We start from the raw sequence: 26,938 nt of genomic DNA on the forward strand, positions 1-26,938 counted from the left end.
CATGCAAGCTGAAATCCTGAACCCCAAACCCACCCCCGTCCCGACGACCCGTCGTCGGGGATTCGTACTGATCGTGGACGACGAAGAACAAAACCGCACGCTGTTGCGCGATCCGCTGGAAGCCCGCGGCTTTGAAGTTGCCGAAGCCGAAAACGGCGTGGAGGCGCTCCAGCGGATTGCCGACCGTCCACCGGACGTCATCCTGCTCGACGTCATGATGCCCAAGATGGATGGCTTTGAGGTCTGCCGCCGCCTGAGACGAAACGGCCGGACCGCCCACATCCCGGTCTTGATGGTGACGGCGTTATCCGAGCGCAAGGAACGACTGCTGGGCATCGAAGCAGGCGCGAATGACTTCTTGAACAAACCGGTCGATATTCAGGATGTGACCCTCCGTGTGGGCAACGCGGCTTACGCCAAACGGCTGCATGACCAACTCCAAACCGAACGCGAGAAGTCTGACCAGTTGTTGCGGAATATCCTCCCCAACCCGATCGCGGAACGCATGAAAAAAGGGGAACTCAACATCGCCGACCATTTCCCGGAGGCCACGGTGCTGGTGGCTGATCTGGTTGGGTTCACCACCTTGTCTTCCCATGTTGATCCCGAACAGGTGGTTTTCTTGTTGAACGAAATCTTCTCCGCCTTTGATGTGTTGGCTGAAAAACGCGGCCTGGAAAAAATAAAAACCATTGGCGATGCCTATGTGGTGGCGTCCGGCGTGCCCACTCCGCGACCTGACCATGCCGAGGCCATCGTCGGTCTGGCGCTGGACATGCAGCGGGAGATTGAGCGGCTCAACACTGAATACAACACGGCCATCCGCATCCGGATTGGAATCAATACCGGTCCGCTGATCGCCGGCGTCATTGGCCGCAAAAAATTCGCCTACGATCTTTGGGGCGTCACCGTCAACGTGGCCTGCCGTTTGGAAACGACGGGTGAACCGGGCAGGATCCAAGTCGGCGAATCGACTTACCAACGATTGAAACACAATTACCAGTTTGAGCAACCGCACCGCATGCAGCTTAAGGGGCACGGTGACCTGGCCGCCTACTGGTTGGTCAAACGCTCATGACCGGCCGGGACGACGACCGAGCATCGATGTCTGGACGCCGGGACGGCACATCGTTTTCGTCCACTCTGTGCCGTGAGGTCCATTGGCAGGGGAAGTCTGGCTTCAAACTCCCGGCGGCATAGTTTGACTAAAGCCTCCGTCCGGTTTTAAGATGCGACAAAAGCAAAAGCGCGGCTTGACCTCCGTGTCAAAGGAAACGGCGCGGAAAACCAGGTTTGTCCACTGCCCGCGGAAGCCATTCCAAGAGCCTATGGCGAATGAACGCATTTTGATTGTTGAAGACGAAAGCCCGGTGGCCACGTTGCTGGAGCGCTATTTGAAAAAGGCCGGCTTTTCGATTTCCGCCAAAGCAGAGACGGGCGAGGAAGCGCTTCGGCAGGCCGAGTCGCTGTATCCGGATCTGGTGCTGATGGATATTGAGATCAAAGGCGGAATCGACGGCGTGGAGACGGCCCAACGGCTGCACGATCGCTTTGACATTCCGGTGGTGTTTTTGACCGGCCTGGCGGATGAGGCCACGTTGGATCGTGTTCGACAGTCCGATTCGTTCGGTTACCTGCTCAAGCCGTTTCGTCCGGGAGAACTCAAGGCCAGCATCGAGTTGGCGTTCAAAAAGCACAAAGGGGAGCGCAAACTCAAAGAGATCGAGCAATGGTTCTCCGCCGCCATCAAAGCCATCGGCGACGCGGTCATCACCACGGACAAGGCGGGGCGGGTTACATTCGTCAATCCCGTGGCCGAAGCGTTGATCGGATGGAGTCAGCACCAGGCCGTGGGCAGCAGCCTCAGCGATGTGTTCCATGTGATCGATGGACCCGTGCGGGCCGCGGGGGAGAATCCGGTCACGCGCGTGGTGAGGAAAGGCATGACGGCTGGCTTTCCACGAGAAACTGTTTTGCTGGCGAAGGATGGGCGCGAGGCTCCGATTGAAACGAATGTTTCGCCCATCAAAAATGACCAGGGCCACATCATCGGCAGCGTGCTGATCTTCCGGGATATCGCCGAGCGCAAACAGGCGGAGCGTGAATTGAACCGTTCACGGGAACAGTTTCGTTCGCTGGTGGCCCACCTGCAATCGGTGCGCGAAGAGGAACGGACACGCATCGCGCGCGAAGTCCACGATGAGTTGGGGCAATTGATCACCGGTTTGAAAATGGATCTGGCCTGGCTGGAAAAAAAGTTGCCGCAAGAAAGGAAAGTCACGCCGGGCTCTCATCTGTTGGAAAAGACCCAATCGATGTCGGCGCTGCTCAACCAGATGGTGCAATCGGTGCGGAAAATTTCGGCGGAATTGCGGCCGGGCGTCCTGGATAATCTGGGTTTGGTCGCGGCCTTGGAATGGCAGGCGCGCGAGTTCGAAACCCACACCGGCATCCCGTGCAAAATCACGACCGACTTGGAAGAGGCGGATTTCGACGCTGATCTCAGCACGGCGGTTTTCCGCATTTTTCAGGAATCACTCACCAACGTGGCGCGCCACGCCAAGGCTACGAGCGTGGCCGTGAGTTTCAAGGAGTGCTCCGGTCAACTCCTGCTGGAGGTCACGGATGACGGTTGTGGCATTTCCGACTCGGCGCTGCGCAAATCCAGTTCGTTCGGAGTACTGGGGATGCGGGAACGGGCGGCGATTTTGGGCGGAGAGTTCTGGATTAATGGCAAGGCTGGGGCGGGCACCGTCGTTACGGTGAAGCTCCCCCATGGAGGAACCATCAAACAAGTCCAACCACCATGATAAAAATTCTAATCGCGGATGACCATGCCGTGGTGCGGCGCGGGTTGAAACAGATACTGCAGGAACATTCCGACATCGTCGTTGGCGGCGAGGCGACCAATGCCGGCGAGGTGCTCGATCAGGTGCGCGCCAAAAGCTGGGATGTGCTGGTGCTGGACATCACGATGCCGGGTCGGAGCGGTCTGGATATATTGCGGGAGCTCAAACAACTGGCACCGCAACTGCCCGTGCTGGTGCTCAGCATGCACGCGGAGGAACAATTCGCCCCGCGCGTCTTGAAAGCCGGCGCCGCCGGTTATCTGCCCAAGGAAAGCGCGCCCGAGGAACTGGTCAAAGCCATTCGCAAGGTCCACAGCGGGGGCAAATACATCAGTCCCACACAGGCGGAGAAAATGGCCTTTAATCTGAGCGTGGATGCCGACAAGCCGCCGCATGAAAAACTCTCCGACCGGGAATACCAGATTCTGTGCCTGATCGGTTCCGGAAGAACGCCCACTCAAATCGCCAAACAACTTTCGCTGAGCGTCAAGACCGTCAGCACCTATCGCACGCGCATCCTGGAAAAAATGAACTTGCACACCAATGCCGAGCTGACTCATTACGCGATCAAGAACGGCCTGGTGGAATGAGTCCCAAAATCCAGCTCCCCGACCATCGCTCGCAAACCGTGCCTGCGGGCAACGAGCGCGACCGCACCGACTCTCAGCCTCTGCACCAGGTGGGGGCGTCCCCATCTCGCGGTTTTGCTGACGCCAAACCAGGAATATCTAAACTGCCTGCAAGCGAGAGAAGTGCCGCTGACAAATACCATCGCACGCCAACAACACTTTCAGGAATGGCAATATGAAGAACAGGTCAGTGGAAAACATTTCCCGCAGATCGGTCTTCTTCACCTTTGCTTGCTGGTTTGCTTTCCAGGTTTTCTCAGCGGAGCCGCCGCCCGCTCAACCCGACGAAACGCTCGCTTCACTTCAACAACGCATCTCCAATCACATTTCCCAGGCGCGCTTTGCCGCCGCTTCTTGGGGGGTGAAGGTTGTATCGTTGGACAGCGGCAAAACCATTTTCGAGCACAACGCTGAAAAATATTTCAGCCCAGCGTCCAACACCAAACTCTACACCGTGGCGCTCGCGCTCGACCGCTTGAGAGGAGATTATCGCATCAAAACTTCCCTCTATGCGGTGTCGAAGCCTAACCGCCGGGGAACTTTGCGTGACGATCTGATCATCTATGGTCGCGGCGACCCGACAATCAACGCGCGTTTGAACGGCGGCGACATTTTCAGGGCGCTCGACCCCTTGGTTGCCGCCCTGACGAACGCCGGTGTCAAACGCATCAAAGGCGATCTCATTGGCGATGAAAGTTATTTCCACGGCCCGCCGTTCGGTTCGGGCTGGGTTTGGGACGACGCTCAATTCTTTTCCGGCGCAGAACTCTCAGCGCTAACAATCAACGACAATGTCCTCCAACTCTCTGTCAAACCCGGCCAACGTGTCGGCGCGCCCTGCCAGCTCGCCCTGACGCCGGCGAGCCTGTTCGTCATCTTGAGCAATCGAACGCAAACCATTGCCCAGGGTCTCAAGCGCAACATCACTCTCTACCGCCCGCCCGGCCGCAACCTGACCTACGTCTCCGGCCAAATGCCCATCGATGACGCGGACTACACTGAGCATGTCACCGTTCACAATCCAGCGGGTTTGTTCGTCGCTTTTTTCAAAGAAGCCCTGACGCGGCACGGCATCAAAGTCAGTGGCCGACCGCGCGCGATGAATTGGTTGGACCGGCAGGCCGCACCCGTTGACGTGAGTAATTGGGTGGAACTGGGTTCGGTGCAATCGCCGCCCCTGCGTGACATCGTGCGCGAAATCCAAAAGCCGTCGCAAAATCTCTACGCTGACTTGCTGCTCGCGCACGTTGGCGTGCATTCACCGATCACCAACGCGACGCCCGACCAGACTTCCGAAGGAGCGGGCATCGCAGCGCTTGGAGCCTTTCTCGCGGAGGCAGGTATCCGGCAAGGCGACGTCCAATTCGAGGAAGGCTCGGGATTGTCCCGCAACAATTTGACCACGCCCAATGCCACGGTCGCGCTGCTTCAATTCATGAGCCGCCACAAGTGGGCGGACGCTTACCGTGACGCGCTGCCGATAGCGGGTATTGACGGAACGTTGCTCAATCGCATGAAGGGTACTCCAGCGACCGGCAACGTCGGCGCCAAGACCGGGACATTACGGTGGGCCAATTCTCTGTCTGGCTTCGTCACCACCGCTGCCGGCGAACGATTGATCTTCTCGATCATGCTCAATCGCTATCAGAATCCCGACTCCACCCATTCTGCGCGCGACGAAATAGACGCCATTGCCATAATTCTTGCTGGATTCACCGGTCACAGCGGAAAGCAAAACGAGTAATGGTTCCGCTGGAATTCAGCCACCGCCTGCGTTTTGTTTTGCAACCTCCGGGCTTTCCGATACAGTGCCGCGCATGCCGGAAATTGCCACATTCGTAAATCATGGGGCCGCATCCATCACGCCGGGCATTGTCGAAAAAGTGCTCCGGGTGCTGCCGCAATGGAAACTGGAATTCACTCAAATTCACGCGCCGCTGTTTCCACACCTGGTGGATCAACTCGAATTTCTGGCGGACGCCGTGGAGGACACGGCGGATGGGGCTTACAAGGATTTACCTTACCTTGCCCTCGCCCAGGCGGTGTTTGCGTTGATCTATGCGCACAAAAAAGCCGGCATCATTCCGGACTCGGTGCTGAACCTTGGCCGCGCGGATGACTCGAGCGTGGTGCGGGCGGTGTTGATTCAAAACGAGCGTGCCTTTGCGGTTTATGCCGGCGCTCAAGGTGCTGAATGGTCCAAGATCACCAGCCATCCGTAATCCGTCGCTGGCCCACGCCTTCGGAAGAACTTCATGTCGTTGCTCAAGGCCTGTTACCGCAATGCGGTAAGACAACTGGCGTTTAGAAATTCGCGAAAGGTCCGGTGTTTCGCCAGCACGTCGTTATGTCCGAGTTCGGTGAAAAGAAAGATGAGTTTGTTCTTCTCCAATTCCTGTCGCGTCACTTCGTTTTCCTTTCTGGCCAGAAACTCTGTTCGTTTCTGTTGAAGATCTGTCATCCACTTCTCTGCTTCTTCCTTGGTGCGGCCGTGAGGAGTGTAAATATTGATCAGCCGGCCATGATAAAGGTCTAGCCACGCGACAAACTTTTCGGTCTGGCCAAAAAGCGCGTCAAACAGCCAGACCTCCTTGACGTGCCCGGTCATTCCGCCTTGCGCCAAAATGAAAGAGATGACCCGGTACCCGCCGCTGTGGCCGGAGAGAATCACATTGCCGATTTCTTTGGTCTTCAACTTCCGTTTTTGATGCAGCGCGTCCATCAGTTCCTCCATGAACCGCTTGAACCCGTCCACGTCTTCCAGCTTGCCGCCGAATGAATCGCAGGCATCAAACGGGCCTTGCGGCACAACGAGAATGGCGTTGCGTCCGCTTTCAATGAATTGTTCGATGAGTTGATACTGGTTGAAAACAATCTCGATGTAGTTTCGCCAGCCGTGAAAGTGAACGACAAAATCAGTTTTGCCGCTTTCGCGAAAACCCGTGGGAATGAAAATGGCAACGCTGCTGTCCGAATAATGTTTGTCCGCCGGGTAGAATCGATCTTTGTATTGGTGTCCTTCAGCGCGTTGGGGATGCGGAAAGGGAGCGGAGGCCAGTTGCGTGACAATCAACTCGCCGTAACTTGCGTAGTGTACGCGAAGGGTTTCAGCGCGCATCAGGCAACATTCAATAAACCAATTAGGAGCAATGTTTGCGGCAATCCGTCCATGCCCGGCTTATTTAATCGCCAAAAACTTCACACAAACGGGCGCGCCTACTTCAACGCTTTGTCCCGTTGGCGTCAATCGGCCGGTCTTGGCGTTGATGCGGAACACAACCACGTTGTCCGAATCCTGGTTGGCCGCCAGCAAAAACGCACCGGTCGGGTCGATGCCAAAGTTGCGAGGAATCTTGCCCTGCGTCGGTTGGTTTTCAATCAAAGCGAGCTTGCCGGTCTTCTCGTCAAGGGTGAAGACGGCGATGCTGTCGTGGCCGCGGTTTGAGCCGTAGAGGAATTTTCCCGAAGGATGTACCTGGACTTCCGCGGTGCTGAACTCCGGTCGCACGGCCACGCCGTCGGGCAAAGTCGAGATGGTTTGGAATTCTTTCAATGCGCCGCGTCGCGCATCGAGGTTGAAAGCAGTCACGGTGCACTGCATTTCGTTGATCACATAGGCGAAGCGTTGGTTGGGATGAATGGCGAAATGACGTGGCCCGGCGCCGGGGTTGACAATCGCGAACGGCGGGTCGTTGGGAACGAGCGTGCCTTTGCCCGCGTCGAATTTATAGACCAGTATCTTGTCGAGTCCGAGGTCGGCGGCAAAAGCGAAACGGTTCGCGGCATCGAGATTGATGGAGTGCGCGTGCGGTTCTTTCTGACGTTGCGGATTGGCGCTTGATCCGGTGTGCTGAATAAAGGCGGTTGCCTCAGCCAGTTTCCCATCGGACTCGATGCGCAGCACCGCCACGCTGCCGCCGCTGTAATTGGCCACGAGAACATTCTTGCCAGTTTTGTCCACGACGAGATGGCAAGGACCGGCACCACCGGAAGCTTTTTGATTCAACAACGTCAACCTGCCAGTGGCGGTATCAATGGCAAATGCGCTCACCGCACCGGTTTTCTTGCCGCCAAAATTCTCCATCTCGCCGACCGCGTAAAGGAATCGGTGGCTGGGATGAAGGGCGAGAAAGCTTGGATTGGTTGTCTCCACCGCCAATTCTGGATCGGAGAGTTTGCCGGTGACAAGGTCGAGTCGAGAAACATAGATGCCCTTGCTCTTCGCGTTTGAGTACGTACCGAAGTAAACGAGAACGGCCGCAACGTCTCGACTGGCGGCAGGTTTGGGGGTTTGGGCAACGACTGTCGCAAGACCAAGGAGAAACGAAACGAGGCAGCACATGCCGAGGGCACGAGAGCAGGTTGGTGTTTTCATAGTGCAAGATGGTGGCTTCATTGCGGACGTTTATAGCTGACTTCCATTTCCTTTGCACTAATTGAATCGGGCACAAATGCCGTCCCGAACACCAGTGATCTCGATTATTCGTGATCCCCGTAGTCCAACCTTCGCTCTCTCCGTGCGCGGTGTTTAGTGAATGTCGCGGGTTGGTGCCCCGGTAAATCCCTTGGGGCCGTTTCAGCAAACCTACCAATAGTATTTGTTGGGTGATGCGATAATCTTGTCGCGGATGTTTAGTCACCACCGATCATGATGAATCTCTTACTTTGTTTGACCCGCATGAAAATGAAAACTCCGCCCCGCCCACTCCACAGGCTGTTGCTCATCGCCATTCACGCTTTGCTTTGCGCGGCGACCACCTCGTACGCAGCCGACCGGGTGGTCGCTTGGGGCGACATGAATTACGATGTTGCGCTTGATCCCTCCCGGCCCAAGGAAAGGGTGGTGGCCGGGATTGCCGCTGGCAGCTTTCACAGCTTGGTGTTGGAAAGCGACGGGGCCGTGACCGCTTGGGGCGATGATCGTTTTGGTCAGACCACTGTCCCTGACGAACTGGATCGAACCCCGGTGGTGGAAATCGCTGCCGGCAATGTCCACAGTCTGGCGTTGCTGTGGAATGGAACTGTCGTCGCCTGGGGTCCCTCCGCCGGCCACTATGGGGACTACGGTCAGAGCACTGTTCCCGCAGGATTGAAGCAAATTGTGACAGTCGCTGCCGGTGCGATTCACAGTCTCGCATTGAAGCGCAATGGCACGGTCGTGGCTTGGGGTGGAAACTGGAACGGCCAGTGCAATGTTCCTCCGGGACTGAATAAAGTAGTTTCGATTGCCGGCGGAATGTATCACAGCCTGGCTCTCAAAGAAGACGGCACTGTCGTCGCTTGGGGCGAAAACAAGTGGGGTCAATCAACCGTGCCAGAAGGATTGGACGATGTGGTGGCGATTGCCGCGGGCGGGAATCATAGTCTGGCGTTGAGAAGCGACGGCACGGTGGTCTCGTGGGGCACCTACGGACTCGCCCAGTTCAGCGTTCCAGCGGGATTAAACCAGATCGTGGCGATTGCCACTGGGGACTATCACAGTCTGGCGCTTTTGAGCGACGGCACATTGGTCGCCTGGGGCTTCAATACCTCAGGTCAATGCAACATTCCGCCGGGCCTCGCAAACGTGGCGGCCATCGCAGCGCGGGGAAGTCACAACATGATTCTGGTAAACGAACGCAGCCCTCAGCCGTCCCCTTCTCACCCGCGACACTTGAACTGATTCCAACGGGGCTTCCGAAAACTCACTTCGGTGAAGGTGTGGTTCACGTGGCGCCATCCCCGTTGTTGCCGATGGCTTCAACCGGACAACCTTCCATGGCTTCCTTGCAAAGCGCTTCCTCTTCCGGCGTGGTGGGTTGCTTGTAAACGTACGAGTAACCGCCATCGTCGCTGCGGGTAAAATTGTCCGGCGCCGTTTCGCGACACAGGTCGCAGTCGATGCATTGGTTATCGACAAAATACCTGCCCGCCACGTTGTCAGAATATTTGTTTGCGATGTCCGCCATAAAGTTGCTCGTTGAGCGCGCTGCAATATAGCGACCGGCCAAAATGAATATCAAGTCTCATTTGGCGAATTCATTTTCACTGTTGCGCAGTCGGGTCTGAATAATCGCTTTTAATGTCGCGTAGCTGCATTATGCTCGCGGCGGGAATCGACTCATGAGAAAAACCAAGATCATCGCCACTCTCGGCACCGCGACCGAATCCCCGGAGATGATTGGCCGCCTCATTGACGCGGGGATGAACATCGCCCGTCTGAACATGTCGCACGCCACGCATGACTGGACTCGCCGCGTCGTCCGGGACATTCGTGCCGCCGCCACCGCCCGCAAGGTCTTCGTCGGCATCATGATGGACACCCAAGGCCCGGCCATCCGGACCGGTTATCTGCCGGCTGCGCTCGATTTGAAGCCAGGCGAAAAATTCACGCTCACTGTGCGCGGCGAACGAAGCGAAGAATTGCATTCCGTAGATGTGAATTACGAGAATTTTGTAAATGACATCGGCGTGGGCGACGTCGTGCTGCTTGATAACGGCGCAATCCAGATGAAGGTGCTCGCCAAGTCTGGAAACAAGGTGGAATGCGAAGTCCTCACCCCCGGCAAGCTTGGCAGTCGGCGACACATCAACCTGCCCGGCGTCAAGGTCAGCCTGCCCGCTCTAACGGCAAAAGATCTGGCGGACATCGGTGTCGGTCTTGAATGTGGGGTTGATTACATCGCGCTCTCGTTCGTTCGGGAAGCCAAAGACATTCACCAACTCAAAGCCGTCGTCGAGCACGCCAAACCGCGCCCACTCATCGTCGCCAAGATAGAAGACCAGCAAGCTGTCAAGAACCTCGACGAGATCATCAACGAAGCCGATGCCGTCATGGTGGCGCGCGGCGATCTGGGCATTGAAATCCCGTACGAAGATTTGCCCATCGTCCAACGCAAGATTGTCAAAACGTGCCTGCGCGTTGGCCGGCCGGTCATCGTCGCCACGCACATGCTCGAAAGCATGATTGAAAACCCAATGCCGACCCGCGCGGAAATCACCGATGTCGCCAACGCTGTTTTCGAGCAGGCCGACGCGATCATGTTGAGCGGTGAAACCACCGTGGGCAAATATCCGGTGCAATGTGTCGTCGTCTTTGACCGCATCGCCCGGCGCATCGAACGCAGTGGTGGCGCGAATTATCAGGAACGCGCCGAGCTGACCAGCCCACGACAAAAACTGGTCAAAAGCGCTGTTGTCATGGCCGGCGAGTTGCGTGCCGACGCCATTCTCGTGTTTACCATTCGCGGCAACATGGCACGTCACACAGCCTGGATGCGTCCGCGGTTTTCACCGATTTACGCCGTTTGCGAAACGCAGGCGGTTGCGGATTCCCTGACGCTCAACTGGGCCGTCACCCCGATCGTCATTCCCTTCGACCATGTCGATCCGGAAAAAACGATTGCGCTGGCGATGGCGACGTTGACCGCGAAGGGGCTGCTGCAAAAAGGGAACACTACGGTTGTCATCAGTTCCATTTCCGCCGGCGAACAAATTGTCGATGCCGTCCAGATGCGGACGGTGACTTGAAGGAACGAGACGGCCATTACGCCGCGCGCTTCTGCGCAATGTCACTTCAGCGGCCGAGGCAAAGCAGGCGAACCCGGCAACGAGCTTCTCGACCCGTTCTGGAAACTTCCCAAACAGCTTGAGCCGTCTGCGAGCCAGTTGCGCAAATCTTTGAACTGGTATGCCAAGTTTCTGGAAAGTTGCCAGAAGCTCCCGAAGCCGCTCCACAACTTTTTGAAACGGTGCAGAACTTTATGGAGCCGTCTCCCGACTTTCTGAAAATGTTCCAGGAGTTTCTGAATCGGCTCAGCAACACCTGAAACGGTTCCAGAACCTTGTGAACCGGTTTCGCAAGCTCCTGAAACAGCTTCCCAAGACTATGGAGCAGTCCGCGATCTCGTGGAATCGTTTTAGAACCTCCTGAATCGGCTCCAGCACCTCAGGGATCGGTTTCCCACGTCCTGAAACCATTCCAGAAACTCCTAAATCGGTTTCACAACCTCTTGAAACGGTTCCAGAAGCCCATGAATCCGCTTCAGAAAGCCACTAAACCGTCTCCAAACGTCATGGAATCTCTCCACTAACTCCTTGTAAATGAGCCGGTTTAGCCCGGTTTCCAATGCAAATTCCCGGAAAGCGTCAATCGGGTAGATTCCAGCCTTTACCGAAAAAACTCATGATTTTGGAAGATTTTTTGAAAGATTGACCCCCCTTCCCCCGTATTGCCAGGCGAGCAGTATCACAATCAAAACCAAAAATAATATAAACCTATGATCAAACTTCCTTGGTTCCCTCCCGACGAGCCTGGCCAAATAATCTGGCTGACCAATTACCGGGGCAAAATCCCCACGCACGGGCCGACCTGTGGCCTGGACGCTGGCGAACTGTCCGATACGGACCAAGACCTCGAACTCTACATCTGGGTGCTCCAGACCTGGCATCCGGCCATCAAGCAGGACCTCCAGGAGGCCACTGCCTTCAAACGCATCGTCGGCAACGGAACGGGCACCGACAACGTGGTCGTGCCCGATGCCAGCAGCTTCTCGCCGCCCGGCATGCGCCCGCCCGGAGTGCTCACCCGTCTCTTCAATCAAATTGCGCGCATGAAAAAGAACGCCGGTTACACCGAAGCCATCGGGCAAGACTTGAAAATCATCGGCGCGGAGGACACCAGCGTGCATCCCGTCCCCGAATTCAAACCCGTCGTGGGGCAGGGCGATGTCTGCCAGTGCGTGCACATCACCTTCACCAAATTCGGCCATCAAGGTATTCATATTGAGAGCCGGCGCAATAATGGGGCGTGGGAATTCCTGGGCATCGACACCGAGGCACCCTACGACGACGAGCGCGCGTTGCTCGTGGCCACCACCGCCGAGACGCGCGAATACCGGATGCGCTACTGGGACAAAGGCAGCCCCAATGGCGACTGGAGTCCGGTCCAAAGAGTCATCGTCGGCCCGTAGCGCATGAGGCAGGGCGGGCAGTCCGCTGTCCGCCCTGCCAAAGCTTGAAACAGCCGACGGCGCGCACGGGAGTGGCGCGCCCTACGCACAACAAGAATGTGAAACAGAATCTGACCTTCGCCACACGACTCGAAGTCAACTGCATCAGCAGAAGCGACCGACCCGACCTGCATGAGCGCATCAAAGCCATCGGTGGCGGTTTTCCCGGACACTTATGGGTGCATCTGCAGGAACTGGCCATCCGCTGGATCGAAGACGGCACGTTCGAATACTACGTGGAAAAAGGCGGGGATGCGGTTTATCTCATCGTGGCGGTCAGCCAGGAGGGTCAAAAATACCTTAAGATGCCAGACGACGGAGAGGAACCGAACCACCTGTTGCGCCTGCCAGATTGTCCAAGATCGCGTCCGTAGGAACAGGGTGATAATCCAGCACCGCCGCCGCCGTTACAAAGCAAACTCGCAGCGGCCTTCGGAAACGCAGGCCGCTTTTTGGTGCCAGGAAACCTCCATTGACCTGTGAACGGCCATTTTCTATTGTTCGAATATAGGGAAAAAAGCTTCCGGGAGAGCGTGCAGTCTCTGCCCGCCGCCACGCATCACAGATGACGGGCGTCCTGCCGCGAAACTGGACGAGATGGAATTCGCACAAACGAAGGAAGAGCTATGGCAACGCGAGTCGAAGTTAACTGCATTAACAGAACCGACAGGCATGACCCGTATGAGCGCATCAACGCCATCGGTGGCGGTTTTCCCGGACACCAATGGACGCATCCGCACGAACTGGCCATCCGCTGGATCGAAGACGGCACGTTCGAGTACTACATGGAAAAAGGCATGTATGAGTTTCGTCTCATCGTGGCGATCAGCCATTACGGTCACAAATACCTCAAGACCAGCGCCGACGGAGACCAGCCGGACAACCTCTTGAGCCTGCCAGAGTGCCCGTGATTGCATTGAGGCCGCTTTTTTTGCGCTGAAAGCTGCGTTGACCCGTGCACAACCGTTTTCTATTGTCCATTCATGGCGAAGAAAACTTCCGGCGCAGGTAGGGCGGGCAGTCCCCTGCCCGCCGCTGGCACGCCAACCGCCGACGGCGCGCACGGAGTGACGCGCCCTACCACCAGAACCAAACCCTCCGCCCTCGTGGATACGCTGGTCATTTACTGCGGCGACAATCTGGAACAACTCAAGAAACTGCCCGACGCCTGCGTTGACCTCAGCTACATTGACCCGCCGTTCAATTCCAACCGCAACTACGAAGTCTTTTGGGGCGAGACCAAGGAGAAGCGCGCCTTTGAAGACCGCCACGCCAGCACGCAAGCCTACATTGACTTCATGCGCCCGCCCTGCGTGGAACTGGCCCGCGTCCTCAAAAAGACCGGCAGCTTTTATTACCACTGCGACTGGCACGCCTCCCACTACGTCAAGGTCATGCTCGGCGAGATTTTCGGAGAAAATAATTTCTTTGCGCATCATTCCCTGCGAAGCTAGATCTCAGAAATGGTATCCAATCTTTTCAACGAGCGAATTCAAATCGCTGATACGTTCTCAGAAAACGAGCGGCTGGTCACAATCTGTGATGATGCCTTGGTGTGTGCGAAATCTCTCCCAACGAATTTCTTTTCGTTGATCATCACTTCGCCCCCTTACAACTTGGGCAAGGAATACGAACAGCGAGCCTCGTTGCGGGATTACTTGGCGCAGCAGAAGCCGCTGATTAAAGAACTGATTCGCTCGCTCAAACGAAGCGGCAGTCTTTGCTGGCAGGTCGGCAATTATGTTGAAGACGGCGAGGTTTTCCCCCTGGATGTTTACTACTATGACCTTTTCAAGAGCGAGGGATTGCAGCTTCGCAACCGAATTATCTGGCATTTCGAACACGGTCTTCATTGCAGCCTCCGTTTTTCGGGACGTTATGAGACGTTGCTTTGGTTCACCAAGTCAGACCATTACCTTTTCCATCTCGACCCTGTGCGCGTTCCGGCGAAGTATCCCGGCAAACTTCATTTCAAGGGTGAAAAACGCGGCCAACCTTCTGGCAATCCCCTCGGCAAGAATCCGTCGGACGTCTGGACAATCGTAGCCCAAGATTGGGAACGGGGGATTTGGGAGATTCCGAACGTGAAGGCCAATCACCCGGAGAAAACCGAGCATCCCTGCCAATATCCGGTCGAGTTAGTGGAACGATGTGTCTTGGCACTTACGAACGAGAACGACTGGATTTACGATCCCTTTTGCGGCGTCGGTTCTGCCCTCATCGCTGCGGCCAAACACAAACGCCGCGTCGTGGGTTGTGACCGGGATGAAAAGTATCTGAAAACCGCTCACGAGCGGCTTCACAAATTAGCGGACGGAACGCTCAAGCTGCGCCCGCTAGGCAAGCCGGTCTTTGTGCCGACAGGTCGCGAGAAGGTTGCTCAACGACCCGCCGCTTGGGAGAACGAAAAGGTTCTGTTGTGAAAGTCGCGGGCGAGTTTTCCTTCAACAACGGTTCAACCTTTGTCACCAAGCACTATCAGGCTTTGCTTGATGAAGTTTATGAGGTCATTGCGCGGGTCGACAGCGCCATCCACAAAACGAAGCGAAGCAAAGAGAAGACGATGCGGCGGCGAATGCTTTTCAGCCCCAGAGCGCTCAATGCATCTTTCAAGCGGGAGTTTTCCACCTTTGATGAATGGTCACAGTGCAAGGTTCGTTGTGACTATCCGACCGAGTTTTACAAGCCGGGATACAAAGCCGAACCACTATCCAAAGGAGCGTTTCGCGAAATGGATTTTGTGAAGGGCGGGCTGGGCGTTGAAGTGCAGTTCGGCAAGTATGCGTTCATGGTTTACAACGTCTGCGCCAAGATGACGATCTTTCACAAACTCGGCCACATCAAAGCCGGCATTGAGATTGTGCCGATCAAGCGGTTTGCCGACCAGATGTCCACCGGTGTCTCTTACTTTGAGCAGTTCGTTTGGGATTTGCAGCATCGCGGGGTTGCCGACATTGACATCCCCGTTCTCATCATCGGCATTGATGCTTAAGATGCGAAGCCCAAAAACAGGCTACTGAAGGCGGCCTTGTCAGCCTCACTGCGCTCCATTACCTGATGAAACAGAGCGTCTCAGAATCTTCATGTAGGATTGGTCTTTTTCCCTATTTTCCCAAGCTGCACGAATATGTTTGACGAGCTCTGGGAGATCGCTCTCGACCGTCGAACGCCACAAATTTGGCTGATATTCATGGACACGAAGCATGTTATCAACATCAAACACTTTACCAGTCCCAGATGCTTTGATCAGGGCTACAGGCTTTTCCATAGCCATGCGAAGTCCCAATTCGAAAAGGACATTCGGGTTGTGATCGGTCAGATCGGCAATCACAAGATCCGCTTCGAGCAACTCGTTCACAATTGTGGACTGAATGACATCGCTACCCTGCCGGTTGGCAGTCTCGACGTTGAAGCCCGCATCGAGCGCGGCCGGCGTGATCAGGCTCCGAAGAACTTCCGCAAAAAATCCTATGGGCCGATCTGGGGTTTTCTCGACGAACGGCATTATGACGAATGCCTTTATTCCTGATTTCTTCGCCGCTTCACCCACGATAACAGTCGTGGGCGTTTCGCTGCCCCCGGCGCTAATCGCCGAGTCGCCAGACGTAATACCCAAGTATTTGCAATTCTCTCGAAACACGCGAGAGAACTCCTCATGGAATTTCGGTGAAAGCGCAAATTCACGCTCCAAAGTGTTTCCGAGATATTTCATCTCGGGTAAGTTGCTGCTCTTATAATGTTGCAGCACTTTACTGAAGAGTTCGATTTTATGAAATGCCTCAACCTTTTTTGCATGTTCAACATCTGGACTCGGCGCGTACACGAGCTCCCTTCCGAAGTCGGTAAGTGCTATAAGAGCCGTGTCACGCGTGCCTGTCGTTAATCCGAAATCCCTGGAGGCCGCACTAAGGTAATAGAAATCAGGTGTCTTAGGTGACATGCTGACTGCCTCAGCGACTTGAGCTGGTGCCCACGGATTACCACCGTTTAACCCCTTGATTTTGTAAGGAATCTCCAGTGCTTTTGCTAATGGCGCCTTAGGATAAGGGCGTGTGACCTTTCCGCGCCCTCTGGCTCCCGATCTCCGGCGCGCTTTCAATTGAGGTTTTTCTGTTTTAATTTCTTGAGTCATAATTTTCCCCACTTATGGAATATTAGATTCGTCTCCTCAGCTTGTCGATAAAAGATTAATAGAAGCTTACGCGGCAGTTAGTTTGCCGAACGTTCCCTTTCACCCCGACCCTCTCCCCAAAGAGAAGGAGAATCGTTCCCCGTCTCACTGAAATTCACGCGACTGGATTTGCCGAACGCTCATTCCGCGTCGGACAGCGGTGCTAAAGACACGCGCAGTCCAGACGCTTCGTGACTGCCGGGCGTCCTCGAATTGCGCGGAGCGTCTGGACTGCGGTGCGTTCACCGCCGCTTTTCTTGCGGTGAGGGACACACAGGGATTTGAGCCGGAGCTTTGCCTCGAATCAGGCTGCGTAAACCTCGGTCTTCACTTAGGCGTGGTTCCTTCAGCCCAGAAAATAGATCACCAAGGCGACCAACGCGCTCAAGCCCAAGGCAAAGAGTACGGTGTAGCAAAACGTGCGCATGTCCTGTCGCTGGCGGCCCGTCTTGTGCCACGGAAAATGAAAGTGAAAGTGTCCGATGTGCACGTCCGCATGGTATCAACCGCCACGTGAAAAATCAATTAAATGTGCCCGCAGAAGACTGCGCTTCCGCTGCCACAGTCGCGGCGTGAATCCAAGCTGGAGCAGAAGGGCGCGTATTTACATCTGACCGGGGACGCTATATTGATTGCGTATGAAAAGATATTTTGAGTGTGCGTCAGCATTGCGTTGGCTTTTTCTGCCCTTGTTTGTTCTGCTGTTTCCTTCTTTGGCTCATGCCCATGTCGGCGTGGGTCAGACCAGCGGCCTTCTCCCCGGGCTGGCTCATCCCGTTACCGGCCTTGACCACATCTGCGCAATGATTGCCGTCGGACTTTGGGCGGCACAGCGCGGTGGTCGTGCCATCTGGCTCGTGCCGCTCACGTTCATTTCCGTCATGGCGGTGGGCGGGCTGCTTGGCGTGGCGGCGATCTCGATTCCGTTTGTCGAGTACGGCATTATTGCGTCCGTGCTCGTGCTGGGTGTTCTCATCGCTGCTGCCGTTCGCCTTCCGCTGGTCGCGAGCGTTATTGTTATCGGGCTGTTCGCGCTGTTTCATGGCCATGCACATGGCGCCGAGATGCCGGAGACGGCGTCAGGATTCGCTTACGGACTGGGATTTATGAGTGCCACGGCCTGCCTTCATCTCTGCGGGGTTGGCGTCGGATTGCTTGCGCAGCGATTAGGCACTGCCCGGATCATTCGTTATGCCGGAGTCGCCATCACAGCTTGTGGCGTCTATTTTTGTTTGACCTGATGCGGTCTCCCATGTGCGTTCATGAGTCAAGCGCGAGCGCGCCGAAGCGCCGCCGCGAGTAAATCCCTTCGCCAAAGCGCAACGCGAAGCCAGGCCGGAGAAGCAGACGGACTTGATTTGAGCGTTGCTCCGAAGAAATTGTGTCGTCAAATCAGGACACTACCAAACTCTGCGTCCAATTGCCCGGGGAAGTCTTGGCGACCCAGAACGATTCGCCCACCCCGATAACCGGCGGGTTGGAGGCCCATTTTGCCGCGTCGTATGGGCAGATCAAATATTTTTGTTTGTCCCGGTCGAACAGATGGATGGTGTCGCCTTCAGCAATCGGGAAACCGAGATCCAGATGAAGCCGCCCCGGTTTTGGCAACAACGAACTGCGAATCGAAAACCCCGGGGGAATGGGATTCAACAGATTGCCTTGCATGACATTACCGACAAAGTTATGCGTTCTGTAATCGGACGTGGGATTGAAAATCAGCGCCCCCTCACCGGGCGCGAGTTTCTCCCCCGGATTGGTCCATTTTTTTGCTTTGACCTCATTTTCATTCAGGGCGAACAGACGCGTGTCATATTTGTTGAGCGTGGTGCCGTCCGGAAATTCCGGGAAGAGTTCGTCCACCGTGTTGTGCCGCGCGATCAAGGGGTTGGCGATCATGGAAAAACCGGGCGGCAGCGTCACCGAGACATAGCCGATGACATTGGTGGAATGGGCCTCGCCGGCGACCAGTCGATAAAAACGATAACTGAATTTGGACGCCTCGGAGTCCACGTAATCCAAGGTTTCCCCAGTGGCAATGTCGGTGGAAATCGAGACCCAATTCTGGAGATCCGTTGACGCGAGAATATTATACTGAGCGCCCTGCTCAACTCGCGTCTTGAATTGAAAAGGGCCGTAAGGAAAACGCTTCGCGGAGCCGAGCGTCGGAGGGGCAATTTGCCCGCTCTTTCCGACATGAGTGCGGACGCTCTTGCTGATTCTTTTTAGAAGGGAATTGATCTTCATCGCACTTTTAGTCGCATCCAGCAACCGCATGAGGTTGGCGTGCTATCCCACTACCTTGCAACGAGATGTTAAGTCAGGAAAATCGGCGGCGCAATCACGGACTTCATCCGAACAGGACATTTTTTTAAGCCTGTTTTTGAAATAAATGGTTTGAGTCTTATTCGCGGAATCCGGTTAATTGGCTCGCTTTTTCAACCTAGATCCGGAACTAAACTTCATGCCACTCACCGCCGCACAGCAACAAGCCGTCGCCGCTGAGGGTAACGTCCTGGTCGAGGCGGGCGCCGGCGCCGGCAAGACCCGCACGCTGGTCGAGCGTTGTCTCCAACGGGTGCTGGACGAGAATGATCCCGTGTCGCTCGACCAGATTCTCATGGTCACCTTCACGGAAGCCGCCGCGACCGAAATGCGGAAGCGCATTCGGGAGGAGCTGGACAAGAAGTCCGCCAACCAGCAGACAAATGAATGGCTGGCCGAACAACTCGCTTTGCTCGACACCGCAAGAATCTGCACGCTGCACAGTTTTTGTCTCCAACTGGTGCGCGAACATTTTCACGAACTTGGGCTGGACCCGCAACTCGTGGTATTGGATGAAGCGCAGTCCCGGCTGCTGGCGGCTGAATCCCTCGACGCCATTCTGCAACGACATTACGGCGGAGAAACCCGTAACGCTGAGGGGGTCCAGCAACTGATCCTCAAGCAAGCTCGCGGTTGGGACACTTCGATTCGCGAATTGGTGTTGCGCGTCCATGAATACACTCAAACGCGCCCCGATCCCGTGGCTTGGTTGCAAAGGCAATCGGCCATGTTCAGTCAATCCGAACCAAGGGAATGGCGAGCCTGGCTGCAAAGTGGTTTGACGGAATGGCGGGCGGCCTGGCTGGACGCATTGCAAACCGCCCCACCGGAAAACGTCAACGCCCAACAATGCCGGGACGCACTGAGAAATTTGCCGGAGAATCCCAATCGCTCGCAAGCTGCGGAAGCCTTGACGCACATTCTTGCGGCAGACGATGTCTGGCCGAACAAGAAGAAGGGTGCGTTTCGCGCCCCGTTGAAAACTTTGTTCGCCGAAGCCGAATTCTTCCAATCGCTGGCTGAAACGGGCGGTGACCGCGATCCGTTGTTCGAGGACTGGATTTGGGTGCGACCTCACATGGCCGCGCTCCTGGATTTGGTGCAGGAATTCACTCAATCCTTCGCCGAAGTCAAACGCGAGCTGGCCGCGGTGGATTTCCACGATCTGGAACAGTTCACTTTGCAACTGCTTTGGGATGCCAACGCAGGCCGACCAACGCCAATCGCACTGAGTTGGCGGCATAAATTACGACTGGTGTTCGTGGACGAGTATCAGGATATCAACGCCGCGCAGGACAAAATCATTCAATGTTTGGGTCGCGAGGGCGCGGCGGCCAATCGGTTTCTGGTGGGCGACGTAAAACAAAGCATCTACCGCTTTCGTCTGGCAGACCCGCACATTTTTCAGAACTACAAAAAGGAATGGACCAAGAGCAATGCGGCCGGCCGGGTCATTCCGCTCAGTGAAAACTTTCGCAGTCATGAAGCGATTTTGGATTTCGTCAACGCCCTGTTCTCCTCGTTGATGCGATCTGAAGTCGGCGGAGTGAATTATGACGAACGGGCGCGGCTGCGTTTCGGTGCGCCAGCCGAACGCCCGGCCCTGTCCACAGCGGCTGATCCCGCGCCGCGCGTCGAGTTGATGCTGCGGTTGACCAGCAAGGAGGAAGCTGACCATGCGGACGCGCCGGACAACGACTCCGCCGATGCCGATGACGTCGCCGACCTTTCGAGCACCGAAACGGAAGGACGCTTCATTGCACTGCGATTGCGCGAATTAACGGAGAAAGCATTTCCGATCTGGGACCGCCGCACCCGAACCCAGAGGGCCATCGAGTGGCGCGACATGGTGATTCTGCACCGTTCCCCTCGAAACAAAGCCGAAAGCTTCGCCAAGGTGTTCGCTCAACTTGAGGTGCCGCTGGAAGCGGCGCGAGGCGGTTTTTTCGACACGACGGAAGTCTCGGACCTGCTCAATCTGCTGTCGCTGCTCGACAATCCGCTGCAAGATGTGCCGGCGCTCGCGGTGCTGCGGTCGCCGTTGGTCGGCTTATCGGTTGATGAACTGGCGGCCATCCGTCTAGCCCAGCCTGCGGGGTGGTTTTGGGGGGCGATGGAAAGGTTTCATCGCGACATCGCAGAATTCAAATCTCAGTTTGCGATGAGCGCGATTGCAGGAGTCGCCCAAACAGCGTGGCCCAAAGTGGACGCGTTTTTGAAATCGCATGGCGCGTGGCGGCGGCTGGCCCGGCAAGGGGCGCTTTCCCATTGTCTGGAAACCGTGCTGGATGAAACCCACTACGAAGATTGGTTGCGGGCACAACCCCGCGGCGAACAGAAGCGCGCGAACGTGCAACGGTTGCTGGCCATGACGCGGCAGTTCGACGAGTTCCAGCGGCAAGGCTTGTTCCGCTTTTTGAAATTCATCGAAGCACAACAAAAGGCCGAAGAGGACCGCGAGCCGGCCGCCGCCGAAACGGGTGACGCGGTTCGTTTGATGAGCATCCACAAAAGCAAAGGGCTGGAGTTTCCGGTGGTCGTGGTCGCCGGGCTGGGCGGCAAGTTTAACTTTGCGGATACGCACGGCGATATCTTGCTGGATGAGGAATTTGGACTTTGCCCGCACGTGCAGCCGCCGGAACGCGAGCAGCGATATCAAAGCCTGCCGTACTGGCTGGCAAGCAAACGCCAGCAGCGGGAAATGCTGGGTGAAGAGCTTCGACTGCTTTACGTGGCGATGACCCGCGCCTGCGACAAATTGATTTTGGCCGGCACGACGACTCGCCAGCGCGCCGAGGTGAACTGGTCGAACGAGCCGGAGCCTCAACTGACGACGCATCAAATCTTGTCGGCGAAACAATACCTCGACTGGCTCGGGCCGCTGTTGCCTCGGCTGACCGGAAACAGCGACTGGCTTGTCGAACCGAGCGGACAGAGTCAGTTCCTTAGCTGGCGCCTGGTGGATTCTGAAGACCTGGCAACGCCGACAAAAAAAACTGCTGAGGACGAAAGCACTTCCCAGCCGGTGAATGCAGTTTCACTTTCCGCGTTGCGGAAACGGCTGGCGTGGCGGTATCCCCACCCGGTTGCGACAAAACAGAAGGCCAAGACTTCTGTGTCGGCCATCCGACGGCGACTGGTGGAAGAGATGGAGGAGGCGCAACCATTATTCAAATTCGAGCGCCGGGCCAATCCAGAATCAGCAATGGGCCGGTTGTCGGCAGCCGAAATTGGGATCGCGCACCATGCTTTTTTGCAATTCATGTCGCTTGGCCTGGTCGGCGACCAGACATCGCTCACACAGGAAGCTGATCGACTGGAGAGGGAACAGGTGCTGACGCCGGAACAGAGGGCGGCTTTGGATCTGGCGGCGCTGGCATCTTTTTGGGAGTCGGAAATTGGTCAAGCGATCCGGGCTGAGACTGGATCGGTTCATCGTGAACTTTCGTTTACTTCGCGCATTCCTCTTAAAGATCTGGCTCACTTGGGACTCGTGCAGGCTGAGCCGGCACCAGTGGAGGAATTTGTCGTCGTGCAGGGAGTTGCCGATTTGGTGGTCCTCCTGCCCGGGGAAATCTGGCTGCTCGATTTCAAAACGGACCGGCTAACCGAAGAGGAACTGGCGGAAAAAGTCCAAGTTTATGAGCCGCAGATTAGGCTCTACGCCCTGGCGCTTGGGCAGATTTACCGGCGCCCGGTTAATGAACGTTGGCTGCACTTCCTCAATTTGAGAAAAACAGTGTGTTGTCCGCCGGTCGAATGCCAGCCGGCATGAAGGTGGATGGCTAAATCAACGGCGGTTGTTCCGTCGGCGATATCGACTCGGCCGTGTTTTCGGCGGAAACGGTGTCATCCAGGAGCTGAGAGTTGCGCATTTTATTGGAAGATGCCGATGCGGAGTCGGAGCTGGCCGCGGGTGAGTGCGACTCCACGGTCGGTTGAAGCGAAACCAATGCAAGCCGAATGAGCTGGCCTTGATAATTATACCCCGTCGCGATCGACTCGGAGACGCACGCATCGGGTGGCACCTTTCCTTGTTCCTCCACGAGCCGGTGCTGCTTTGGGTCAAATGGTTGTCCGGTGGCGGCGACAAATGGGATGAGGCCGATCCGGCGGGACACGTCGTAGCAGGCGTTTTGGAAGTGGCCTAGTTGTTCGACGAGGCTGGGTTGTCCGGAGCGCAGGGCCGCCTGATGCAGCGCATAAACGTGGTCGAGTATCCGCATGAGCACTTGGAGCCAGTCGTTTTCCGCGCGGCGCAACTTTTCGATCTCCAATCGCAGAGTGGCTTTCTCGCTGGAGTTGAACTTTTGCATGAAATCGGTGAACGCGTGCGCTTCGGCGGTCATGCGGTCGGCAATTTCCTTGGCGGCGCAAACGGTTTTGGAAGACTCCTCTTGAACGCGCTGCCATTGGGCTGTCGCACCGCTGATGTGGCTGGCAACGCGATCCAGATTCTGAAGTTGTGCCACAGTTGTCGCCAGTCCGTTGGCTTCGGCAAGCTTGACTGCCGCCCGGTATTCCAGCAAAAAGGGTGTCACTCCCAGAGCGGCGCCCAGCCCAACGGCGACTACACAGAATAGTATTTCCAATGAGCCCATCGGTGATTTACTTTGGTAGTAAACCAAATACGCGACTGCCACCAGCATGGCATCCCCCAAATAGAATGGCCTTTTAACCAAGTTAAGCCCGACTGATTTATTCATTGTCAGGGCGTTAGTTTAGGGAATCAGGCTTATAGTTCAAGGTCTAGGAAACCCGCGGTCACAATGGTTGTCCACCAAATCGTGACAAGCCAGCAAGCGTGGCCGAAAACCTGCAAACGCGTTCCTGCCAGTCTTTATTGGGGCATTCACTTTATTGAGGCATTCAACTCTCAAGAATGACATGGCAGAACAAGTGCTGGCTAGCAATTGGACACAGAGTCGTAAAATGAGACTATCGATACATTCGCATGATCAAATGAAGAAGGATCGGACAATTCCCCGGTTCGTCTCTGAGGTTTCACGCACAGGTTCGGAGATGACATCGTCGAGAATCCCGAGTGCGATGGGATTCCTATCAATGGCCTTGTTAACGCTGACGTACCTGGGCACAATTAATGGCCGAGCGGGACACGATTCAATGGTTTGGCTCCAGTTACCCAAGACTCAGATCATGTTAGTACTCTTGATAAACCCGATAAGCTACTCCATACTTGTGCGAGTGAGAGTTCAAAAAGCCGTTATGCCAGCCGCGCGACCTTTTGCGGGCCAATGATAAACTATGAAACTACCGACACATACTACTTCGAGTGCATTGCGGGGCGCATTCTCCCTGGTTGAAGTAATGGTGGGCGTTCTTGTGCTTGGAATCGTCCTTATCTCCTTGTACGCCGGGTTCGGTTCGGGCTTTTTAGTCATGCAGGTTACACGGGAGAATCTGCGTGCGACTCAAATACTGATGCAACGCATGGAAACCATACGGCTCTACACGTGGGCGCAACTCCATGATACTAATTATTTTCCTCTGACGTTTATTGAGTCATACGGTCCGACGGCCGGAACTAACTCGACCGTTTATACTGGCAAAGTAATTAATGCCGCGGGCAATGTGGCTGTTCCCGGTCCCCCCGACGCGGTTTCCTCTGGCTTGCCCGATGCTTACCGCACCAATATCGCCCTTGTGCGAATCCAGATTACCTGGCCTTCTAGTGGAACGTTGCGTACCCGAGAAATGCAGACGTACGTCGCCCGGTCTGGTATTCAACGCTACATCTACAACTGACAAAACTCTCTTCAAAATCACGGCATGACCCTCCCTCCGATTACATATCTGTCACGCGCAAGGAAATCCCGTTTCGCCATGACTCTTGTTGAAACCGTGATTGCGGTTGGTATTGGCTCGCTGGTGCTCGCCGTAATCGCAACATTTTCCATATACAGTGGGCGTAACTTTGCTTCCATGGGAAATTATGTGGAACTCGACAATGCCAGTCGCAAGACGCTGGATCAAATGATTCGAGAAATTCGGGGAACCACAGGGTTGACTGCGTTCCAAACGAATCGGCTGGCGTTCTTGGATTCCGACGGAACCAGCCTAATTTACACCTATGACCCGGCGCAAAAGACTTTGACTCGCTTCAAACCGACGTCAACCAACACCCTTCTAACGAATTGTGTCTCGCTGCAATTCGGCATTTACCAGCGCACCCCGCAAACCGGCGGCGGCGGGTTCGTTGCCACCACCAATCCGGTCACTTGCAAATTGGTTGACCTGACCTGGAAATGTGTCCGAACCAATTACCTGAGCACGCGACTCAACACTGAAAGTGTGCAGACCGCCAAAATCGTGATCCGTAACAAACACTAACATATATTTATGAAGATCTATTTCTGCAAACAATCTCGACTTGGCGGTAGCGTTCTCATGATGACGATGATCGTGACGACTATCGTCGGAATTGCACTGGCGAGTTACCTTTACTTGATCCGCTTTCAAAATATTTCCGTTGTCCATTCTCAAGCATGGAACGCTTCGCTAGCCGTGGCAGAAGCAGGCGTCGAAGAGGCTTTGGCCCAACTGAATTCCGGCGTCAAAATCGGGCTTCCCCTGAATTGGAGTGGCAACGGGTGGATACAATCCGGCTCCAACTATGTTGCGCCTCAACGCGCGCTCGGGAGCAGCTATTACAACGTCAAAATCTTGCCGGGAAGCACGGCGGTGATTTACTCCACCGGTTATACGGCCGTCACATATTCGGGGGTTACGGCTGCCCGCGTCGTCAGGGTTACAGCCACCAACCAGTCTTTGTTTTCGGTTGCCATGGCCGCGCAAAAAACGATCGATTTGATTGGCAACGACATAGCGATTGATAGTTACGATTCCACGGATTCACGATACAGCACAGGCGGGTATTACGATCCTACCAAGAGCCGAGACCATGCTGACGTGGCCACCAACAACGGACTGACCAACTCGTTCAGCGCCGGCAATGCCAATATTAAGGGACGTATCCGCACCGGGCCGAGTGGCAGCCCTTCCATCGGCCCGAATGGAAGTGTCGGCAGTTCCGCCTGGGTGGACGGCGGAAACAAGGGCATTGAGAATGGCTGGTTCAGCGATGACTTCAATTACCAATTCCCCGATGTCGATCCTCCTTTCGCTCCGGGAAGCGGCGCAACCCCGAAGGGTGGTATCTATAACGGCACAAATTACACCTACATTATGGGCACAGATAATTACTCGCTGTCCACTCTGAGCATGAAGACTGGAGACAAAATGCTGGTTGCCGGTGACGCCGTCTTATACATCACCGGAAATGTTACAATGTTGGGCTCGGCCGAAATAATCGTGGCCCCAGGAGCAAGCATGAAATTCTACGTTGGAGGCGCCAGCGCGGATGTTACGCTGGTTAATACTGCCGGCAGTCCTTTTGCTTTTCAGTATTATGGCCTGCCGTCCAACACCAGCCTAACATGGGGTGGTAATGACGAATACGTCGGGACAGTCTATGCGCCGAGCGCAACCTTCACAATGGGTGGTGGTGGTAATAACATTCGCGACTTTCAGGGTAGCTGTGTAGCCGGAGCAGTTAAAATGAACGGACATTTTAACTTTCATTATGACGAAAGCCTCGCCCGAAACGGACCTTCCCTTGGGTACGTCGCTAGTTCCTGGTCGGAGTTATGAACAGTTAACATGCAAGCGCGATTGTCTCAACAGCGGAAGAAACCCGAAGCTTCCAACCGATCGATCGCGAATGCCTTGGGACGAGTCGGAGTGCGATCTCGAACAGGATTCACCCTTGCGGAGATTGTCATTGCCATGGCAATCACCGGCATCTCACTGGCGGGGATTGTTGCCGGTCATATCTTCGCCTCACGGTAGGCGGAGTGGTCTGCTTATTCGCTGGCCGCCCAAGCCCTGGCAACACAACGGCTGGAGCAAGTCCGGGCCGCAAAGTGGACCTTCGACAACAATTTCCTGACCCCCCCT

General features: G+C 55.6%; 26 protein-coding genes. 19 read left to right on the forward strand and 7 right to left on the reverse strand.

What is annotated here, in order from left to right; genetic code table 11:
• The first annotated feature begins 1 nt into the window (after position 1).
• The 5 genes from HY298_10000 to HY298_10020 all read left to right on the forward strand — a co-directional run bounded on the left by HY298_10000 (position 2) and on the right by HY298_10020 (position 5,700).
• Positions 2-1,078 carry a response regulator gene (locus HY298_10000; protein MBI3850585.1) on the forward strand — a complete coding sequence of 359 codons (1,077 nt, stop codon included), beginning with the start codon at positions 2-4 and terminating at the stop codon, positions 1,076-1,078.
• 250 nt (positions 1,079-1,328) lie between these two features.
• Positions 1,329-2,810: a response regulator gene (locus HY298_10005; protein MBI3850586.1), complete on the forward strand. Its 1,482-nt coding sequence runs from the start codon at positions 1,329-1,331 to the stop codon at positions 2,808-2,810.
• On the forward strand, positions 2,807-3,439 hold the full coding sequence (locus HY298_10010; GenBank protein ID MBI3850587.1) for a response regulator transcription factor: 633 nt from the start codon (positions 2,807-2,809) through the stop codon (positions 3,437-3,439). The genes HY298_10005 and HY298_10010 overlap by 4 nt, the downstream gene beginning before the upstream one ends.
• 214 nt (positions 3,440-3,653) lie before the next feature.
• The gene (gene dacB, locus HY298_10015) at positions 3,654-5,222 is read left to right on the forward strand and encodes a D-alanyl-D-alanine carboxypeptidase/D-alanyl-D-alanine-endopeptidase (protein ID MBI3850588.1); all 1,569 of its coding nucleotides are present in this window, start codon (positions 3,654-3,656) and stop codon (positions 5,220-5,222) included.
• A gap of 73 nt (positions 5,223-5,295) precedes the next feature.
• Positions 5,296-5,700: a hypothetical protein gene (locus HY298_10020; protein ID MBI3850589.1), complete on the forward strand. Its 405-nt coding sequence runs from the start codon at positions 5,296-5,298 to the stop codon at positions 5,698-5,700.
• A gap of 53 nt (positions 5,701-5,753) precedes the next feature.
• Here the strand turns inward: HY298_10020 and HY298_10025 are convergent, their stop codons facing one another.
• Together HY298_10025 and HY298_10030 are read right to left on the reverse strand one after the other, a co-directional pair.
• Positions 5,754-6,596: a hypothetical protein gene (locus HY298_10025; protein MBI3850590.1), complete on the reverse strand. Its 843-nt coding sequence runs from the start codon at positions 6,594-6,596 to the stop codon at positions 5,754-5,756.
• A 60-nt stretch (positions 6,597-6,656) separates the two neighbouring features.
• On the reverse strand, positions 6,657-7,820 hold the full coding sequence (locus HY298_10030) for a lactonase family protein (GenBank protein ID MBI3850591.1): 1,164 nt from the start codon (positions 7,818-7,820) through the stop codon (positions 6,657-6,659).
• A gap of 336 nt (positions 7,821-8,156) precedes the next feature.
• Here HY298_10030 and HY298_10035 point away from each other — a divergent pair, with 336 nt between their 5' ends.
• Complete coding sequence (locus HY298_10035; GenBank protein MBI3850592.1) at positions 8,157-9,140, forward strand: hypothetical protein; 984 nt, start codon at positions 8,157-8,159, stop codon at positions 9,138-9,140.
• A 43-nt stretch (positions 9,141-9,183) separates the two neighbouring features.
• Here HY298_10035 and HY298_10040 read toward each other — a convergent pair whose 3' ends face one another.
• Positions 9,184-9,426 (reverse strand): ferredoxin, encoded by a 243-nt coding sequence (locus HY298_10040; protein ID MBI3850593.1) that lies wholly within the window; start codon positions 9,424-9,426, stop codon positions 9,184-9,186.
• Between the two features lie 154 nt (positions 9,427-9,580).
• Here HY298_10040 and pyk point away from each other — a divergent pair, with 154 nt between their 5' ends.
• From pyk to HY298_10075, 7 genes are all read left to right on the forward strand, one after another.
• A complete protein-coding gene (gene pyk, locus HY298_10045; protein ID MBI3850594.1) occupies positions 9,581-10,987 on the forward strand; it encodes a pyruvate kinase in 1,407 nt (468 codons plus the stop codon).
• Between the two features lie 749 nt (positions 10,988-11,736).
• Positions 11,737-12,429, forward strand: a complete 693-nt coding sequence (locus HY298_10050) for a hypothetical protein (GenBank protein ID MBI3850595.1) — start codon at positions 11,737-11,739, stop codon at positions 12,427-12,429.
• 110 nt (positions 12,430-12,539) lie between these two features.
• On the forward strand, positions 12,540-12,842 hold the full coding sequence (locus HY298_10055) for a DUF3892 domain-containing protein (protein ID MBI3850596.1): 303 nt from the start codon (positions 12,540-12,542) through the stop codon (positions 12,840-12,842).
• 252 nt (positions 12,843-13,094) lie between these two features.
• A complete protein-coding gene (locus tag HY298_10060; GenBank protein ID MBI3850597.1) occupies positions 13,095-13,379 on the forward strand; it encodes a DUF3892 domain-containing protein in 285 nt (94 codons plus the stop codon).
• Positions 13,380-13,451: 72 nt separating this feature from the next.
• Positions 13,452-13,922, forward strand: a complete 471-nt coding sequence (locus HY298_10065; protein MBI3850598.1) for a site-specific DNA-methyltransferase — start codon at positions 13,452-13,454, stop codon at positions 13,920-13,922.
• A 9-nt stretch (positions 13,923-13,931) separates the two neighbouring features.
• Entirely contained in the window at positions 13,932-14,891 is a 960-nt protein-coding gene (locus tag HY298_10070; GenBank protein ID MBI3850599.1) for a site-specific DNA-methyltransferase, read from the forward strand.
• Positions 14,888-15,460, forward strand: a complete 573-nt coding sequence (locus tag HY298_10075) for a restriction endonuclease (protein ID MBI3850600.1) — start codon at positions 14,888-14,890, stop codon at positions 15,458-15,460. The genes HY298_10070 and HY298_10075 overlap by 4 nt, the downstream gene beginning before the upstream one ends.
• Before the next feature lie 45 nt (positions 15,461-15,505).
• Here HY298_10075 and HY298_10080 read toward each other — a convergent pair whose 3' ends face one another.
• Positions 15,506-16,021: a hypothetical protein gene (locus HY298_10080; protein ID MBI3850601.1), complete on the reverse strand. Its 516-nt coding sequence runs from the start codon at positions 16,019-16,021 to the stop codon at positions 15,506-15,508.
• A 964-nt stretch (positions 16,022-16,985) separates the two neighbouring features.
• The gene (locus tag HY298_10085) at positions 16,986-17,129 is read right to left on the reverse strand and encodes a hypothetical protein (GenBank protein ID MBI3850602.1); all 144 of its coding nucleotides are present in this window, start codon (positions 17,127-17,129) and stop codon (positions 16,986-16,988) included.
• Between the two features lie 148 nt (positions 17,130-17,277).
• Between HY298_10085 and HY298_10090 the strand changes: the two genes are divergently transcribed.
• Positions 17,278-17,880, forward strand: a complete 603-nt coding sequence (locus tag HY298_10090; protein ID MBI3850603.1) for a HupE/UreJ family protein — start codon at positions 17,278-17,280, stop codon at positions 17,878-17,880.
• Between the two features lie 151 nt (positions 17,881-18,031).
• Here the strand turns inward: HY298_10090 and HY298_10095 are convergent, their stop codons facing one another.
• Positions 18,032-18,883: a hypothetical protein gene (locus HY298_10095; protein MBI3850604.1), complete on the reverse strand. Its 852-nt coding sequence runs from the start codon at positions 18,881-18,883 to the stop codon at positions 18,032-18,034.
• A gap of 217 nt (positions 18,884-19,100) precedes the next feature.
• Between HY298_10095 and HY298_10100 the strand changes: the two genes are divergently transcribed.
• The gene (locus HY298_10100; protein MBI3850605.1) at positions 19,101-22,736 is read left to right on the forward strand and encodes a UvrD-helicase domain-containing protein; all 3,636 of its coding nucleotides are present in this window, start codon (positions 19,101-19,103) and stop codon (positions 22,734-22,736) included.
• Positions 22,737-22,746: 10 nt separating this feature from the next.
• Here the strand turns inward: HY298_10100 and grpE are convergent, their stop codons facing one another.
• Positions 22,747-23,667 carry a nucleotide exchange factor GrpE gene (grpE, locus tag HY298_10105; protein ID MBI3850606.1) on the reverse strand — a complete coding sequence of 307 codons (921 nt, stop codon included), beginning with the start codon at positions 23,665-23,667 and terminating at the stop codon, positions 22,747-22,749.
• A gap of 559 nt (positions 23,668-24,226) precedes the next feature.
• Here grpE and HY298_10110 point away from each other — a divergent pair.
• From HY298_10110 to HY298_10125, 4 genes are all read left to right on the forward strand, one after another.
• On the forward strand, positions 24,227-24,727 hold the full coding sequence (locus tag HY298_10110; GenBank protein ID MBI3850607.1) for a prepilin-type N-terminal cleavage/methylation domain-containing protein: 501 nt from the start codon (positions 24,227-24,229) through the stop codon (positions 24,725-24,727).
• 78 nt (positions 24,728-24,805) lie between these two features.
• Positions 24,806-25,312, forward strand: coding sequence for a hypothetical protein (locus HY298_10115; protein MBI3850608.1), 507 nt, complete (start codon positions 24,806-24,808; stop codon positions 25,310-25,312).
• Between the two features lie 9 nt (positions 25,313-25,321).
• Positions 25,322-26,632 carry a hypothetical protein gene (locus HY298_10120; protein MBI3850609.1) on the forward strand — a complete coding sequence of 437 codons (1,311 nt, stop codon included), beginning with the start codon at positions 25,322-25,324 and terminating at the stop codon, positions 26,630-26,632.
• 90 nt (positions 26,633-26,722) lie between these two features.
• Complete coding sequence (locus HY298_10125; protein ID MBI3850610.1) at positions 26,723-26,830, forward strand: prepilin-type N-terminal cleavage/methylation domain-containing protein; 108 nt, start codon at positions 26,723-26,725, stop codon at positions 26,828-26,830.
• Positions 26,831-26,938 lie beyond the last annotated feature (108 nt).

This window comes from Verrucomicrobiota bacterium (assembly GCA_016200005.1).
Lineage (GTDB): Bacteria > Verrucomicrobiota > Verrucomicrobiia > Limisphaerales > PALSA-1396 > PALSA-1396.

Coding starts and splice junctions, on each gene's coding strand:
- HY298_10000 (MBI3850585.1), top strand. CDS start 2: ATGCAAGCTGAAATCCTGAACCCCAAACCCACCCCCGTCCCGACGACC.
- HY298_10005 (MBI3850586.1), top strand. CDS start 1,329: ATGGCGAATGAACGCATTTTGATTGTTGAAGACGAAAGCCCGGTGGCC.
- HY298_10010 (MBI3850587.1), top strand. CDS start 2,807: ATGATAAAAATTCTAATCGCGGATGACCATGCCGTGGTGCGGCGCGGG.
- dacB (MBI3850588.1), top strand. CDS start 3,654: ATGAAGAACAGGTCAGTGGAAAACATTTCCCGCAGATCGGTCTTCTTC.
- HY298_10020 (MBI3850589.1), top strand. CDS start 5,296: ATGCCGGAAATTGCCACATTCGTAAATCATGGGGCCGCATCCATCACG.
- HY298_10025 (MBI3850590.1), bottom strand. CDS start 6,596: ATGCGCGCTGAAACCCTTCGCGTACACTACGCAAGTTACGGCGAGTTG.
- HY298_10030 (MBI3850591.1), bottom strand. CDS start 7,820: ATGTGCTGCCTCGTTTCGTTTCTCCTTGGTCTTGCGACAGTCGTTGCC.
- HY298_10035 (MBI3850592.1), top strand. CDS start 8,157: ATGAAAATGAAAACTCCGCCCCGCCCACTCCACAGGCTGTTGCTCATC.
- HY298_10040 (MBI3850593.1), bottom strand. CDS start 9,426: ATGGCGGACATCGCAAACAAATATTCTGACAACGTGGCGGGCAGGTAT.
- pyk (MBI3850594.1), top strand. CDS start 9,581: ATGAGAAAAACCAAGATCATCGCCACTCTCGGCACCGCGACCGAATCC.
- HY298_10050 (MBI3850595.1), top strand. CDS start 11,737: ATGATCAAACTTCCTTGGTTCCCTCCCGACGAGCCTGGCCAAATAATC.
- HY298_10060 (MBI3850597.1), top strand. CDS start 13,095: ATGGCAACGCGAGTCGAAGTTAACTGCATTAACAGAACCGACAGGCAT.
- HY298_10065 (MBI3850598.1), top strand. CDS start 13,452: ATGGCGAAGAAAACTTCCGGCGCAGGTAGGGCGGGCAGTCCCCTGCCC.
- HY298_10070 (MBI3850599.1), top strand. CDS start 13,932: ATGGTATCCAATCTTTTCAACGAGCGAATTCAAATCGCTGATACGTTC.
- HY298_10090 (MBI3850603.1), top strand. CDS start 17,278: ATGAAAAGATATTTTGAGTGTGCGTCAGCATTGCGTTGGCTTTTTCTG.
- HY298_10095 (MBI3850604.1), bottom strand. CDS start 18,883: ATGAAGATCAATTCCCTTCTAAAAAGAATCAGCAAGAGCGTCCGCACT.
- HY298_10100 (MBI3850605.1), top strand. CDS start 19,101: ATGCCACTCACCGCCGCACAGCAACAAGCCGTCGCCGCTGAGGGTAAC.
- grpE (MBI3850606.1), bottom strand. CDS start 23,667: ATGAATAAATCAGTCGGGCTTAACTTGGTTAAAAGGCCATTCTATTTG.
- HY298_10110 (MBI3850607.1), top strand. CDS start 24,227: ATGAAACTACCGACACATACTACTTCGAGTGCATTGCGGGGCGCATTC.
- HY298_10115 (MBI3850608.1), top strand. CDS start 24,806: ATGACTCTTGTTGAAACCGTGATTGCGGTTGGTATTGGCTCGCTGGTG.
- HY298_10120 (MBI3850609.1), top strand. CDS start 25,322: ATGAAGATCTATTTCTGCAAACAATCTCGACTTGGCGGTAGCGTTCTC.